This is a genomic window from Lentzea sp. NPDC092896 (assembly GCF_044754905.1).
Lineage (GTDB): Bacteria > Actinomycetota > Actinomycetes > Mycobacteriales > Pseudonocardiaceae > Lentzea.
Genome location: NZ_JBIVPX010000001.1, coordinates 2,449,597 through 2,464,249, shown reverse-complemented (window position 1 = coordinate 2,464,249; position 14,653 = coordinate 2,449,597). Strand labels below are relative to the sequence as shown.

The 14,653-nt window shown below is 70.1% G+C and carries 16 protein-coding genes; 14 read left to right on the top strand and 2 right to left on the bottom strand.

Going from position 1 to position 14,653, the window contains the following annotated elements; translation table 11 throughout:
• From ACIQF0_RS10935 to ACIQF0_RS10885, 11 genes are all read left to right on the top strand, one after another.
• A complete protein-coding gene (locus tag ACIQF0_RS10935) occupies positions 1-768 on the top strand; it encodes an ANTAR domain-containing protein (RefSeq protein WP_401027299.1) in 768 nt (255 codons plus the stop codon).
• An 81-nt stretch (positions 769-849) separates the two neighbouring features.
• Positions 850-2,139, top strand: a complete 1,290-nt coding sequence (locus ACIQF0_RS10930; RefSeq protein WP_401027297.1) for a glycosyltransferase — start codon at positions 850-852, stop codon at positions 2,137-2,139.
• Between the two features lie 63 nt (positions 2,140-2,202).
• On the top strand, positions 2,203-3,390 hold the full coding sequence (locus tag ACIQF0_RS10925) for a glycosyltransferase (protein ID WP_401027294.1): 1,188 nt from the start codon (positions 2,203-2,205) through the stop codon (positions 3,388-3,390).
• A 105-nt stretch (positions 3,391-3,495) separates the two neighbouring features.
• On the top strand, positions 3,496-3,675 hold the full coding sequence (locus ACIQF0_RS10920) for a hypothetical protein (protein ID WP_401027292.1): 180 nt from the start codon (positions 3,496-3,498) through the stop codon (positions 3,673-3,675).
• 101 nt (positions 3,676-3,776) lie between these two features.
• Positions 3,777-4,895: a glycosyltransferase gene (locus tag ACIQF0_RS10915; RefSeq protein ID WP_401027289.1), complete on the top strand. Its 1,119-nt coding sequence runs from the start codon at positions 3,777-3,779 to the stop codon at positions 4,893-4,895.
• Positions 4,892-5,902, top strand: coding sequence for a hypothetical protein (locus ACIQF0_RS10910; protein ID WP_401027287.1), 1,011 nt, complete (start codon positions 4,892-4,894; stop codon positions 5,900-5,902). Before ACIQF0_RS10915 ends, ACIQF0_RS10910 begins: the two co-directional genes overlap by 4 nt.
• Positions 5,899-7,362, top strand: a complete 1,464-nt coding sequence (locus tag ACIQF0_RS10905) for a glycoside hydrolase family 130 protein (RefSeq protein WP_401027284.1) — start codon at positions 5,899-5,901, stop codon at positions 7,360-7,362. Before ACIQF0_RS10910 ends, ACIQF0_RS10905 begins: the two co-directional genes overlap by 4 nt.
• Positions 7,363-7,688: 326 nt before the next feature.
• The gene (locus tag ACIQF0_RS10900; RefSeq protein WP_401027788.1) at positions 7,689-8,606 is read left to right on the top strand and encodes an acyl-CoA desaturase; all 918 of its coding nucleotides are present in this window, start codon (positions 7,689-7,691) and stop codon (positions 8,604-8,606) included.
• Positions 8,607-8,728: 122 nt separating this feature from the next.
• The gene (locus ACIQF0_RS10895) at positions 8,729-9,655 is read left to right on the top strand and encodes a hypothetical protein (protein WP_401027281.1); all 927 of its coding nucleotides are present in this window, start codon (positions 8,729-8,731) and stop codon (positions 9,653-9,655) included.
• Complete coding sequence (locus ACIQF0_RS10890) at positions 9,652-10,377, top strand: GAF and ANTAR domain-containing protein (protein WP_401027278.1); 726 nt, start codon at positions 9,652-9,654, stop codon at positions 10,375-10,377. Before ACIQF0_RS10895 ends, ACIQF0_RS10890 begins: the two co-directional genes overlap by 4 nt.
• A 40-nt stretch (positions 10,378-10,417) precedes the next feature.
• A complete protein-coding gene (locus tag ACIQF0_RS10885; RefSeq protein WP_401027275.1) occupies positions 10,418-11,143 on the top strand; it encodes a GAF and ANTAR domain-containing protein in 726 nt (241 codons plus the stop codon).
• Positions 11,144-11,178: 35 nt separating this feature from the next.
• Here the strand turns inward: ACIQF0_RS10885 and ACIQF0_RS10880 are convergent, their stop codons facing one another.
• Entirely contained in the window at positions 11,179-11,334 is a 156-nt protein-coding gene (locus tag ACIQF0_RS10880; RefSeq protein ID WP_401027272.1) for a DUF6307 family protein, read from the bottom strand.
• Positions 11,335-11,591: 257 nt separating this feature from the next.
• Between ACIQF0_RS10880 and ACIQF0_RS10875 the strand changes: the two genes are divergently transcribed.
• Positions 11,592-12,329, top strand: coding sequence for an ANTAR domain-containing protein (locus ACIQF0_RS10875; RefSeq protein WP_401027269.1), 738 nt, complete (start codon positions 11,592-11,594; stop codon positions 12,327-12,329).
• A 92-nt stretch (positions 12,330-12,421) separates the two neighbouring features.
• Positions 12,422-13,039: a hypothetical protein gene (locus ACIQF0_RS10870; RefSeq protein WP_401027267.1), complete on the top strand. Its 618-nt coding sequence runs from the start codon at positions 12,422-12,424 to the stop codon at positions 13,037-13,039.
• 75 nt (positions 13,040-13,114) lie between these two features.
• Here ACIQF0_RS10870 and ACIQF0_RS10865 read toward each other — a convergent pair whose 3' ends face one another.
• Entirely contained in the window at positions 13,115-13,291 is a 177-nt protein-coding gene (locus tag ACIQF0_RS10865; RefSeq protein ID WP_401027265.1) for a CsbD family protein, read from the bottom strand.
• A gap of 198 nt (positions 13,292-13,489) precedes the next feature.
• Here ACIQF0_RS10865 and ACIQF0_RS10860 point away from each other — a divergent pair, with 198 nt between their 5' ends.
• Positions 13,490-14,653 (top strand): AI-2E family transporter, encoded by a 1,164-nt coding sequence (locus ACIQF0_RS10860; protein ID WP_401027263.1) that lies wholly within the window; start codon positions 13,490-13,492, stop codon positions 14,651-14,653.

The window sequence follows — 14,653 nt, the reverse complement described above, 5'->3', positions numbered from 1 at the left end:
ATGAGCGGTAGCGCACCTTCCAGAACGGAGCGAGAATCCCGGCTGCTCCAGGCCTTCGTGCAGCTGGCGGACACTCTCGTCGACGACTACGACGTGGTGGACGTGCTGCACCGGTTGGTCGATCACTGCGTCCAGTTGCTGGACGCGACGGCCGCCGGGTTGATGCTGTCCGACCAGCGCGGTGGCCTGCGGGTGGTGGCCTACTCATCCGACCAGACGCGGATGCTGGAGTTGTTCCAGCTCCAGGCGAGTGAAGGTCCCTGTCTGGAGTGCGTCCACAACGGTGAACCGGTGCTGGTCGCGGACCTGACGACCTCGGTGGAGCGTTGGCCCCGGTTCGCGCCGCTCGCCATCGAGGAGGGCTTCGCGTCCGTGCACGCGGTGCCGATGAGGTTGCGCCGCGAGACGATCGGCGCGTTGAACCTGTTCCGCCGTGAGACCGGCTTGCTGGGCGACGAGGACCTGATGGTCGTGCGCGCCCTGGCGGACACCGCCACGATCGGAATCCTGCAGGAACGTGCCATCCGGCGCGGCGAGGTCGTCACCGAGCAACTCCAGACGGCGCTGAACAGCCGGGTCGTCATCGAACAGGCCAAGGGCGTGCTCGCGTTCGCCGGCAACCTGGAGATGGAGAAGGCGTTCCAGGCGTTGCGCGACTACTCGCGCAACCGAGGTCGCCGGCTGGCCGACGTCGCGCGGGAGCTCGTTCTCGGAGAACTTCGCCCGGACGACCTGCTCACCTCATCGCCGCGCCCCACCGAGGCGTGACCTTGGTAGCCTGAACCCGCTGGCAGATGCAGCAACCGCCCGGACCCCGCGGTCTCGTCACCTCGTCGTGAGGAGATCACCGTGGCCGGCGGTGTCGAGCCAATCGCGTTCACGCGGATGACGGTCGCGCTCGTCTCCGAGCACGCCAGCCCACTGACCCCGCCCGGCGCGTTCGGCGCCGGAAGCCAGAACCTCCACGTGGCGGGGCTCGCGACGGCGTTGTCCGCGCTCGGCCACCAGGTGGTCGTCTACACGCGGCGCGACCATCCCCACCTGCCGCAGCGCGTGCGGGCCGCTGACGGCTACGACGTGGTGCACGTGCCGGCCGGGCCCGCCACGAAGCTGAACGGGGAGGAGGTCCTCGCCTACATCGGGGACTTCGTCGGATTCCTCAAGCTCACCTGGAAAACACAACGACCCGACGTCGTGCACGCCCACGGCTGGTTGTCCGGTATCGCGGCCGTGCTCAGCACACGGAACATCTCGGTGCCGGTGGTGCAGACGTATCACTCGGTGGGCAGCGTGCCACTGCCCGACCGCCGGTCGAACGGTCCGGCGTCGACCAAACGGCTGGCCGTGGAACGCCTGGTCGGTCACGAGGTCGCCCGAGTGGTCGCGCTCTGTTCGACTGAAGCACGTGCCGTGCTGGGAATGGGAATAGACCGGGCGAAGCTCGCCGTGGTGCCCAGAGGCGTCGATCTCGACCTGTTCACCCCAGGACGGGAACCGGTGCACCGGTTGCGCCCGCGCAAGATCGTTTCGGTCGGCCGGCTGTTGCCGCGCAAGGGATTCGACGCCGTGATCCGCGCCGTGTCCACAATGGATGGAGCTGAGCTGGTGATCGCCGGCTGCGGCGCCCAGGGTGACGTCTACGGTGATCCGGAGACCAAGCGTCTGCTGACGTTGGCCCGGTCGATGGGAATCGGAGACCGGGTGGTGTTCGCCGGCCATGTGCCGTACGCCGAGTTGCCCGATCTGCTGCGGTCCGCGGACGTGGTGGCGTGCACTCCGAGACACCAGTCGTCCGGCAGTGTGGCACTGGAAGCGATGGCGTGCGGCGTACCGGTCGTCGCCACCGCGGTCGGCGGTCTCATCGACGCCGTGGTGGACGGGCTGACGGGAGTGCTGGTCCCACAGGGAAAACCGGACGCGATCGGCAAGGCGCTGAGAGCGTTGTTCGCCGACAGCTCACGCCGGGACCTGCTCAGCGTCGGCGGGCACGACCGTGCGCACGCGCGGTACTCGTGGCAACGCGCCGCCACCGACCTGACGCGGAACTACGCCGCGGCGGCGGGCCTGCGACCGTCCTTTGCGGACGGACGTACCGCCACGCGAGGTAACGCCCTCGCTCCGCAGCGCGACAGCCGGTAGCCTGAACCCGTTCAACCGCCCGGCCCCCGCGGACTCGTCACCTCGCTGTGAGGAGATCCACCGATGGGCAGGATCGCGCTGGTGTCCGAGCACGCCAGCCCGCTGACAGCACCCGGTCAGCTCGACGCGGGAAGCCAGAACGTCTACGTCGCCGCTCTGTCGGGCGCGCTGTGCGGCCTCGGCCACGAGGTCGTCGTCTACACCCGGCGCACCGCGACGCGTGTTCCGAGCCGGGTGCGCACCCAGGCCGGTTACGAAGTGGTCCACGTGCATTCCGGCCCGTCGAGAAAACTCGCCGAGGACGAGTCCACCGCCCGCGTCGCGGACTTCGCCCGGTTCCTCAGCGCCGACTGGAACACGAAGCGGCCCGATGTCGTGCACGCGCAAGGCTGGCTGTCCGGGATAACGGCGGTGCTGGGAGCCCGCGACCGGCAGGTACCGGTCGTGCAGACGTTCCACACGCTGGACTCCGCCCACGGGAGCCTGGCGGTGGAACGGCTGCTCGGCCAGGAGGTGGCACGGGTGGTGGCCACCCACTCGGACGAGGCGGACGACGTGCTCAGGATGGGGATCTGCGGATCGAAGGTGTCCGTGATTCCCCACGGTGTCGACTTGAAGCTGTTCACACCACGCGGTGCGATCGCGCCACGCGACCGCGCACGCCGCGTCGTGACGGTCGGCCAGCTGGCTCCGCACCAGGGATTCGACGACCTGATCCGCGCTCTGTCCACTGTGGAGGACACCGAGCTGGTGATCGTCGGCGGATCCGCGAACGGGCGGTTGCGCGGCGATCCGGAGGCGAGACGACTGCGGACGCTGGCCCGTGCCCGCGGCGTCGCGGACCGGGTCACGTTCACCGGCCCGCTGCGCCAGTCCGAGTTGCCCGCCCTGCTGCGGTCGGCCGACGTCGTGGCGTGCACGCCGTGGCACGGCTCGTTCGGCGTCACCGCGCTCGAAGCCATGGCCTGCGGTGTGCCGGTGGTGGTGACGGCCGTGGGAGGCCTGGTCGACGCCGTGGTCGACGAGCAGACCGGCGTGCGGGTTCCGCCGCAGGACCCGCAGGCGATCGCCGAGGCGTTGAGAGCGCTGCTCCGCAACACCACCCGGCGAAAATCGCTCGGTGCCGCGGGGCAGGAGAAGATTCGCGCGCGGTACTCCTGGGATCGCGTCGCCGCCGAACTGGTGCGGGTCTACGCCGATGTCATCCGGCCGTCACCTGACGCAACCGGCGCGCGCGAACCGTGGGCGTAGTGTGAGGATTCCGAGGGTACTTCGCGCATCCGCGACCGAGCAGGTGCCTCCTCCGGAGCATCACAACCCCGCCCGGCTCGTCCGGACGGAGGCGGGAGAACCGAGATGATCTCGGGTCCCATCAGCACGGGCGTCGACCTCACCCAACCCCACGGCCCGCGGATGACGAGAAAGCCGGACGCCCTGTCCGACGGACAGCTCACCGGCGGCTGGCGTCCCCTGGCGACCGACCCCGCCACCACCGTTCCCGCGCTGAACCCGCCGACCTGGCGAACGCGGCCGTGACACAGCACGGCTGACCGCCACCCCAAGACAGTCCTCTGTGGACTTCTGCTCGGCAGCCGACCCGAAAGGCCGTCCGCTTCATGGTTCGCACCTATGGCTTCATGAGCACGTATCCGCCCACACAATGCGGGCTCGCCACGTTCACCGCCGCCCTCCGGCGCCACCTGACCGCCGCCACCCCCGGCAGCAGGAGCCGGGTCGTCCGCGTTCTCACGGACGCGGACGCCGGCGCCGCCGCGACGACACCGGCGGTGCACCACATGTTTCCCGGCGCGGTGGACTCCGCCGCCCGTGTGCTCAACCGTTGCGACGTCGCGGTGGTCCAGCACGAGTACGGGATCTACGCCGGGCAGGACGGCGCGGAGGCGCTGAGCGTGCTGGCCCGGCTGCGGGTCCCGGTGATCGTCGTGCTGCACACGGTGCTCACCGCGCCCACGCCAGGACAGCGTCAGGTGCTCGAAGCCGTCGTCGACCACGCCGACGCCGTGGTCACCATGTCCGAGACGGCGCGAGAGCGTCTCCTGGCCGGTTACGCGGTCGAACGGCCCGGCGAGGTCGTGGTGATCCCGCACGGCGCCGTCCCCACCGGCAGAACCGCGCCCGCCACGCCGGGACGCGAACCGCTGATCCTCACCTGGGGTCTGCTCGGGCGCGGCAAGGGCGTCGAGTGGGGCATCGCGGCGCTCGGCGACCTGCGCGACCTGCGGCCGCGTTACCTGGTGGCGGGGCAGACCCATCCCAAGGTGCTCGCCCACGAGGGTGAGGCCTATCGGACACACCTGCGGGAGCACGCCGCCAAGTCCGGTGTCGCGAACCTGGTCGAGTTCGACCCCGCCTACCTGGAAGCGAAGGCGCTGGCGGACCTGGTCGGCCGGGCCGACGTCGTCCTGCTGCCGTACGACTCGTCCGAGCAGGTCACGTCCGGGGTGCTGGTCGAGGCGCTCGCGGCACGGAAACCCGTGGTGGCGACGATGTTCCCGCACGCCGTGGAACTGCTGGCGGACGGCGCCGGTCTCCTGGTGCCGCACCGGGATCCGGCCGCCATCGCCGCGGCGCTGCGCCGGGTGCTGACCGAGCCGGGACTCGCCGCGGGGATGCGCGACCGTTCCGCCGACCTGGGTCCGGTGCTGAGCTGGGCCGCCGTGGCGGGCCGCTATCGCAGGCTCGCCGAGAACCTGGTGGCGGAGAAGCTCACCGCGCGAGTGGTCGTGACGACGTGATCGGCCCCGACTTCGCCCACCTCGTCCGGCTCAGCGACGACACCGGCCTGTACGAGCACGCGGAAGGCCCGCTGCCGCGCATCGAGCACGGTTACTGCCTCGACGACGTCGCCAGGGGCCTGGTCGTCCTGAGCCGCGAACCGAACCTGTCCGCCGAGCTCACGGCTCTGGCGGAGCAGTACCTCGCCTTCGTCGCCTACGCGCAGAGCGAGGACGGCCGCTTCCACAACCGGCTCGGTCCCGCGCGCGTCTGGCTGGACGAACCGGGCCTGGGCGACTGGTGGGGACGTGCGCTGTGGGGGCTCGGCACCGCCGCCGCCCGCTCCCCCGTGCCCGCGGTCCGGCAGGCCGCGCTGGAGTGCTTCGACCGCGGCGCCCGTCACCGCCCGCCGTCGGTGCGCACGATGGCGTTCGCCGCGCTCGGTGCCGCCGAGGTGCTGGCCGCCGATCCCGTGCACGCTCCCGCCGCCGAGTTGCTCGGCGACATCACGACCTACGTCGGCGCGCCGCGTCCCGACGAGAACTGGCCGTGGCCGGAGGACCGGCTGTTCTACGCCAACGCCGTGCTGCCGGAGGCGTTGATCGCCGCGGGCGACCTCCTCTCCGACGACAAGGTCCGCGACGACGGCCTGCGGCTGCTGGACTGGCTGCTGGCCGTGGAGTCCACGGACTTCCACCTCTCGCCGGTCCCGGCGGGAGGGTGGTCGCTCGGCGAGTCGCGCCCGGCGTTCGACCAGCAACCCATCGAGGCCGCCGCGCTGGCCGACGCCTGTGCCCGCGCCTACCGGATCACCTCCGACCCGCGGTGGCTCGCCGGAGTCCGTCGTTCGATCGCGTGGTTCAACGGCGACAACGATCTCGCCACGCTGATGCACGACGAGCAGACCGGCGGCTGCTACGACGGACTGACGCCGGACGGCCCCAACACCAACCAGGGCGCCGAGTCGACCCTGGCGCTGATCTCCACCATGCAACACCTGCGCACGCTCCTGGAGAGCACCGGATGAACCCCCGCGTCACGCGCAGCCTCCTGCGGCTGCGACCGGACCCGCGACGGGTCATCACCAAGCTGTTCGTACCAGGAGAAGAGGTTCCGGAGCACGAGTCGCGGTCCGCGGCCGTGATCCGGCGGGTGATGGCACTCGACGAGGACACCGTGTGCGCCGCGCTGGAGCGCACGGTCCGCCTGTTCGCGGGACGGCATCGGGACGTCCGAGTGACCTTCGCGGACAACTTCGCGAGCGTGAGCCACCGGCTGGCCGAGGACGCCGGCCTGTCCGAGCCCCGCCGGTTGCTGATCGGCGCGTACTTCACCCACGAGTACTCCGTGGAGGGTGCCGCGCTGTGCAACCCGTCCATGGTCGCGCACCCCGACCAGAGCGGGACGGCACCGGGACAGCTGCGGTTCGTGCTGAGCGTCCGCGGCATCGGAGAGGGGCACCTGTCCTCGATCGGCTTCCGGACCGGGCTGGCCGGGCCCGGCGGTGCGCTCACCGTGGATCCGCAGCCTGGCATCATCAGCACCGGCCTGCACCGGGACTCGATCTACGAGAAGAGCCTCTTCCAGGGCAAGCTCGCCGATCGCGGCCACCACGACGAGGTCTCCGCCGTGCTGGACCGGTGGCTGCCCGCGAAGTTCACCGGCGCCGAACTGGACGAACTGCTGGCGGGCCTGCACCCGAAACTGGTCGCCAGGCAGGCGGCGCACCGCACCGTCGAACTGATCAGGTGGATCGCCGCGTGCAACTACACCACGGAGTTCGCGGAGGACTCGGTGGTGAGCGGGCGCGTGCTCTGGCCGATCGGCCCGTCCGAACGCCACGGCATGGAGGACGCGAGGTTCGTCCTCTTCACCGACGACGACGGCGATCAGACCTACTACGCGACCTACACCGCCTACGACGGGGTCGACGTCGAACCACAGCTCTTGCAGACCAACGACTTCCGCACCTTCCGGGTGTCGCAGACGACCGGTTCCGCGGCACGCAACAAGGGCATGGCGCTGTTCCCCCGGCGGATCGGCGGCAGGTTCGCGGCGTTGTCCCGCGGGGACGGCGAGAGCACGGCCGTGACGACCACCGACGACATCAGGACGTGGAACGATCCCCGGCCGGTGGCGGTGCCGGCCAGGGACTGGGACCTCGTCCAGGTCGGCAACTGCGGTTCGCCGATCGAGACACCCGAGGGCTGGCTGGTGCTGACCCACGGCGTCGGCCCGATGCGGCTCTACTCGATGGGCGCGATGCTGCTCGACCTCGACGAACCCTGGAAGGTGCTGGCCACGCTGCCGGAACCGTTGCTGGTGCCCAGTTCCACCGAACGCGACGGATACGTGCCCAACGTCGTCTACTCGTGCGGCGGCCTGCTGCACGACGACACGCTGGTCATCCCGTACGGCGCGAGCGACGCGACCATCGGCCTGGCGACGACGTCAGTGCGCGCCCTGATCGACGCCATGGAGCGGTGACGGCGGCTCGCCGACGAGGAGGTGCGCGACCGTGCCGTAGCTCGCAGCCTGCCACCGACCACGCCGCGCCCGTTCCTGCGTCGGCTTCGCCCTCGATCTGTGGCTGCGTGCCGCAAGGCCTGGTAGCAGCGCTTCCGCACCGCGGGGTTTCGCCGGCGCGCGACTCCGGGTAGACACCAGGTGCCTGCGCTTCGGCATCGCTGCCCGCGCCGGCCCTTCCCGTTCGCCCGAGACCCCGGCGGCACCGACGAGATCGCCGTCCGGAGGTTCGCGACGTGAGCACGACAACCAGCACCACAGCATCCGGTGTGCAGGCCGCACAGCCGCTGCTGGCGGGTGAGAACTCCCCGTTCGAAAGATTCCTGATCAAGCTCTTCACGGTGGTGCCGGCGCTGGCGCTGGCCGCCGCGGTCCCGCTCGCGTGGGGCTGGGGCCTGGGCTGGACCGACATCGGTCTCGCCGTCTTCTTCTACAGCCTGACCTCCCTCGGCGTGACGATCGGGTTCCACCGCTACTTCACCCACGGCGCGTTCAAGGCCAACCGGACGCTGCGGATCGCGTTGGCGGTGGCCGGCAGCATGTCGATGCAGGGTCCGATCATCGGCTGGGTCGCCGACCACCGCCGGCACCACGCGTTCGCCGACCGCGAGGGCGATCCGCACTCCCCCTGGTTGTTCGGCACGTCGATCGGCGCGCTGGCCAAGGGTTTCTGGCACGCGCACCTGGGCTGGATGTTCCGCCGCGACCTGACCAACGCCGCCCGCTTCGCCCCCGACCTGCTCGCCGATCCCGACATCGGGCGCGTCAACCGGCTGTTCCCCGTGCTGACGGCCGTCACGCTGATCGCGCCGGCCGTGGCGGGCGGGCTGATCAGCTGGAGCTGGTGGGGCGCGCTGACCGCGTTCTTCTGGGCGAGTCTCGTACGAGTGGCCGTGCTGCACCACATCACGTGGTCGGTCAACTCCATCTGCCACATGATCGGCGACCGGCCGTTCGAGGCACGCGACAAGTCGGCGAACTTCTGGCCGCTCGCGATCCTGTCCATGGGCGAGTCCTGGCACAACTCCCACCACGCCGACCCCACCTGCGCACGGCACGGCGTTCGCCGTGGTCAGATCGACATCTCCGCGCGATTCATCCGGGTGTTCGAGATCTTCGGCTGGGCCACCGCCGTCCGCTGGCCGCGGCCGGAGCGGCTGGCGCGCAAGTTGAAGGCGCCCGGCGACGTCCAAACGGCGGCGTAACTCGGGATGGCGGAGCACTAAGATCAACGACACGCCTGACCCGCGTCAGGTGAGAAAGCGACATCCGCCCCGGCCCCCGGCGGTGCCACTTCCACCACCACTGGTCTGGAGTGCTGCCTGCCATGATCGGTCTCTCCGACGTCACCCGTCTGGAAGAGGACACCCGCGCGTTGCGCGAAATGGACTACCGCCACGGCGGCGAGCCCTGTCTGGACCGGGTGCGGCGGCGGATCCGCGACAACCTCCCGCTGCTCACCGCTCCCGTGGCCGCGGAGATGCGGCAACGGCTGCACGTCGCCATGGCCGACCTGCGCAACCTGGCCGGCTGGGTCTGCTTCGACGCCGGGCTGGTCTCCAACGCGCACAACCACTTCTCGCACGCGCTCGCGCTGGCCGGGATCGCCGGTGACGACGGGTTGATCGCCAACGTGTGCTACCGCCTCGGGCGGGTCTACCTGCACCACGGACACCTCGACGAGGCGCTGCGGTACTTCGACCTCGGCCGGCTCGCCGCCTCCCGATCAGGCGACCGGCTCGCCGCCGGCATCCTCTCGGTCAACTCGGCGTGGGCCTGCGCGTGCAAGGGCGACGAGTACGGCGCACTCACGTTGCTCGACCGCGGTCGCGAGCAGTTCACCGCCTCGAACCGCACCGAGGTGGCGGCGTGGGCGAGGTTCTTCACCGAGTCCGACCTGTCGGCCATGGCGGGGGCGGTGCACACGACCCTGGCGGGCACCGCGGGGCGGCACCACGCGCTCGCAGCGGTGCCGTTGCTCAGGACGGCGGTCAACGGCTACGGCGAGGACATGGTCCGCAGCCGCATCTTCAGCCTGGTCCTGCTGTCCACCGGCCAGTTGATCGAGGGGGACGTCGAGATCGGGGTCGGCACCGGACTGCGGGCACTGGACTCCGCCGCCTCTGTAGGGTCGGCCCGCATGCGCGACCGCTTCCGCCCACTCGCCGTCCAGGCCCGCAGACACGACCACGCCGGCGCGCTCGACCTCGCCGAGCGGATAGACGCGCGCACCACTCCGACGGGCGCGCTGTGAGCGGCGAGCGGCTCGCGAAGGTGCTGGCGCGTCTCACCGGCGACGCGGCTCATCGCGGCGTCACGATGCCCAGCGAGGCGGCGTGCGAAGCGTGTGTGGCGTTGCTCGGGGTGAGCGGCGCTCAGTTGACCTTGAGGCGCGGCACGGGCCGGAATGCCTACAGCTACGCCACCAACCAGATCGGCACGCTTCTCGAGAACATGCGGTTCGTGCTCGGCGAGGGGCCGGGCGAGCACTCCCTGCGGTCCGGCGTTCCGGTGCTGGTGGACGAACTGGACTCATGGGAGAACCATCAGCGGTGGCCGCTGTTCACGCTGTCCGCCGGCGCCACCGGAGCACGGGCGGTGTTCGCGTTCCCGTTGCGCAGCGGCGCGATCCACCTGGGTGCGCTCGTGCTGCACAGAACGAGCCCGGGACCGTTGACCTCAGAACAGGTGGCCGACGCGCACGTCGTGACGGACATCGTCATGTCGTTGGTGCTGGACGAATTAACACGTGTGCACGTCGACGTTCCTCCGTCGGACGACATGCCGCTCCGCCGGGCCGAAGTGCACCAGGCCACCGGGATGCTGTCCGTCCAACTGGGAGTGAGCATGGACGAAGCGCTCGTGCGACTGCGCGCGCACTCGTTCGCACACGACAAGCCGGTCGTCGACGTCGCCCGCGACATCGTCACCCGGCACCTTCGACTGAGTCCGGACGGCCGATCCGATCCCCGATGATCGGGCCTGCCCCGGCGAGAACCGACAGAGGTGACTTGTCATGTTCGTGGAGAAATTGGCGGAGACGTTCGTCGAACTGGCCGACACACTGGTCGCCGATTTCGACCCGGCCGAGTTCCTGCACCGGCTGGCCGACCGCTGCGTCAGCACCCTGGGGGTGGACGCGGCCGGCATTCTGCTCGTCGACCACCTCGGTGAGCTGCAGGTGGTCGGTGCCTCCAGCGACCGGGCCCGGCTGCTCGAACTCTTCGAGCTCCAGCACCGGCAGGGCCCGTGCATGGAGTGCTACCTCACCGGTGCGCCGATCACGGTCACCGGTTTCACCGAACCACCCCAGCGCTGGCCCGAGTTCTCCGCGGCCGCGGCGGCCGCGGGGTTCGGCACGGTGCACGCCCTCCCGATGCGCCTGCGCGAGCAGACCGTCGGGGCGCTGAACCTGTTCGCCGTCACCGAGAACGAGCTCGGCGAGACGCGGATCAGGGTGGCGCGGGCCATGGCGGACATCGCCACCATCGGTCTGCTCCAGGCCCAGGTCATCAGCCACCGCGAACTGCTCGCGGGCCAGTTGCAACACGCGTTGCAGAGCAGAGTCCTCATCGAACAGGCCAAGGGCGTGCTCGCCGAACGGCTGCAGATCGACATCGGCGAGGCCTTCCACACCCTGCGGCAGCACGCGCGGAACAACCGCCTTCACCTGAGCAAGGTGGCGGAGGACGTCATCGCCGGCACGATCGACATGACCGCGCTGACGGCCTCGAGGTCATAGCCTCCAGGCCGGCGCCCCACCGTCGTGGCGTCAGGTCACCGCACCCGCTCCGGGATGTGGTCCAGCGCGCGCAGCACCTGCACCGCCACCTCCCGCGTGTCCTTGGCACCGAGCTCGGTGCGGCCGGTCAGCACGTCCTCCACCATCTTGAGCCTGCGGTCGTAGGCGGACGTGTAGGTGGAATCCGTCATGCGGGAACTCCCGACTTCGGCCAGAAGAAGGCCGGTTCACGTTTCATCGAGCACGACAGGAGCTTGAACGCTCAGGTGCGAAATGTTCTCGACGTATTGACAATACACTCTTTTGGACGCGTTCGACCGAGGAAGAGCTCGCCATTTCCGAAAGCGGTATTTCCCGGAAAAGCACGTCGTCCGCCGTCGCGGCGCTAGTGTGATCTGAACCGCCGAGACCCCGCGGCTGCCACATCGACGAGCGAGAGGTGACCGGCGTGTCGGACCAGCGGGTGGCACGGACGTTCGCCGAACTGGCGGACGCACTCGTGGAACGGTTCGACAGCATCGAGTTCCTGCACGTGCTGGCCGAGCGCAGCGTCGAGCTGCTGCCCGTGGACGCGGCGGGAATCCTGCTGGCCGACGGTCAGAGCGCGCTCAGGCTGATGGCCACCTCCAGCCACCTGACCCGGCCGCTGGAAAACCTGTTGCCGCACAGCGAGGACAGCCCGTCCACCGAATGCGTCCACTCCGGACAGACGGTGCGCTGCCCCGATCTGCGCGGGCAGGCGCGGTGGCCGCGGTTCACCGCCGCTGCCGTGGAACTCGGGTTCGCCGCGGTCGACGCGGTGCCGATGCGGTCGGGGGACGAGGTCATCGGTGCGCTGAACCTGTTCCGCAGATCGCCGGGCGCGCTGCCCGCGGAGACCGCCGCACTGGCCCAGTCCTTCGCGAACGTCGCCACGATCAGTCTGCTCCAGGTGCGCGCCACCGCGCAGGGCCAGGCGGTCGCCGAGCAACTCCGAGCCGCGCTGACCAGCCGTGTAGTGATCGAGCAGGCCAAGGGCGTGCTGACCGAACGGCTGGAGATCGACGTCGCGGATGCCTTCTCCCTCATGCGGAACTACGCGCGCAACACCGGTCAGCTGCTGTCCGACGTCGCCCGGCTGGTCAACGAACGATCGCCGGAGGCCGCCGGGCTGACGAGGGTCGACAAACCGCGGCCGCGGTGGTGACGGAGTAGCGTCGACCCATCGACACCTCTGCGAACGACGAACGCCCTGGCACGGACTCGGCTCAGGTCACGGAGAGGGTCCGGGCCGGCGCCGTGGTGGTCGCGGTCCTGCTCGCGCTCCTCGCGGTGACACTCGCGGTCCTGCTCGGGATCTCGCAGGCGGGCACGGCGCTGGTGGGCGTCCTGGGCTGGCTGACCGCACTGGCGGCACGGCTGCCGGCGCTGGCCACGGCCGGCAGGCTGCACGCTGTTCGCCGGCGGGACACGATCATCGGGGTGTCGTCGGGCATCACCGACGAGCTGGTCCGGCTCGCGCTGGTCCTGGTCGCCGTCAGCGGCGTCGAGTCCGCGCTCTGGGCCGGGTTCGGCTGGGCGCTGGCGCAGCTCGTGTTCATCGCCGCCATCGAGCTGACGACGTTCACCTGGCCCATCGGGCGTCAGGCCGCCGAACAGCTGAAGGCGCAGGGCGGGTTCGTCAGCACGCATCCCGTGCACAGCGGCGTTCGCGGCGTCACGGCGATGTCGTTCTACCTCGGTGCGACTCTGCTGCTGAGCGCCGGGCCGTGGTGGGTGCTGGCCACGGCGACCGCGCACGTCCTGGTGAACCTGGGTTTCGCGCGGCAGGCCAGGAAACGGCTCTTGCAGGTCGAGGTGTTCGGCGCGGTGGTGAGCGTGGCGCTGTTGCTGGCCGGCTCCGCAGTGCTCGCCTGAACGCACAGTGCGCGCCTGAACGAAAACGGGAGCGTGCACCCGAAGATGCACACTCCCGTTTCGGTGGTACGCCGGTCAGTCCTTCTTGAAGACGTCCTTCACCTTCTCCGCCGCTTCCTTGAGGTGGCCCTTCGACTGGTCGACCTGGCCCTCGGTCTGCAGTCCCTGGTCGCCGGTCGCGTCGCCGACGCCTTCCTTGACCTTGCCCTTGAGCTGGTCGGCCTTGGCGTCGATCTTGTCGTCGGTGCCCATGTCTTCCTCTCCTCCACCCGAATCTCAGATGGGAACGTCCCTCATCGGGTGCCCCCGGCGAGCGACCTCAACCATCGGTCACGCCACGTTTGCGGTGTGACCGGCGGGGAATCCCGGGCAGAGATGGGCATGCGTCGCCCATCTCACCGATGACCCCGGACCCCGGCGTCGGAGACCGACACCGGAGGTACGAACGTCGTGAGCCCAGACCGCCGGAACACACGGGACCCCGTTCCACTCGGGCTGCGCGTCAGCGCCGCACTGGGCTGGCGCTTCCTCGTCGTGGTGGCCTCGCTCTACGTCATCGGCGTGATCTTCGGCAGGCTGGCCTCGCTCGTCGTCCCGCTCGCGATCGCGTTGCTGCTGGCCGCTTTGCTCACCCCCGCCGTCGGTTTCCTGACGCGGCACACGTTCCCGCGAGGCTTCGCCACCCTGATCGTGCTCGTCGGCGGCCTGGCCGTTCTGGGCGGACTGCTCACGTTCGTCGTGAGGACCTTCATCAACGGCCTGCCGGACCTGGCGGCACAACTGGTCCGCAGCATCGACGCGGTGTCCGACTGGCTCGTCAACGGGCCGTTGCAGCTCAGCGAGACGCAGCTGCGCGAGTTCGCCGACCGGATCGTGAAGACCTTGCAGGACAACCAGTCCGGCATCACCTCCAGCGCACTCACCACCGCCGCGACGGTCGGCGAGACCCTCGTCGAGATGCTGCTGGTGCTGTTCGCGCTCGCGTTCTTCCTCTACGACGGCCCGCGCATCTGGCAGTTCCTCATCCGCATCGTCCCCGACGGGCCCCGCAGGCGGGTCGACGTCGCGGGCAGGCGCAGCCTCGCGGCGCTCGTGAGCTACGTCCGCGCGACCGGAGCCGTCGCCGTGGTGGACGCGCTCGGCATCGGCATCGGACTGGCCATCCTGCGCGTGCCGCTCGCGGTTCCGTTGGCAGCGCTGGTGTTCATCGGCGCGTTCGTCCCGATCTTCGGCGCCGTGGTGGCGGGCGCCGTGGCCGTTCTCATCGCGCTCGTCGCGAACGGCCCGGTGACCGCGGCGATCGTCCTGGCCATCGTCATCGCCGTCAACCAGCTGGAAAGCCATGTCCTGCAACCGTTCCTGCTGGGACGGGCGGTGAAGCTGCACCCGCTCGCGGTGGTGCTGGCCATCGCGGCCGGGCTCCTCGTCGCGGGCATCGCGGGCGCGCTGCTGGCGGTGCCGTTGCTGGCGGTGCTCAACTCCGCGATCCGTTCCCTGCTGAGCGAGGCGGACGAACACGTGGCCCCCGCCGACGTGCACACCAGCGAACCGGAGGAGTCCGGACCGGACGAACCCGGCCTGGACAGGGAATCCGACGAGGCACCGCCCGGCTGA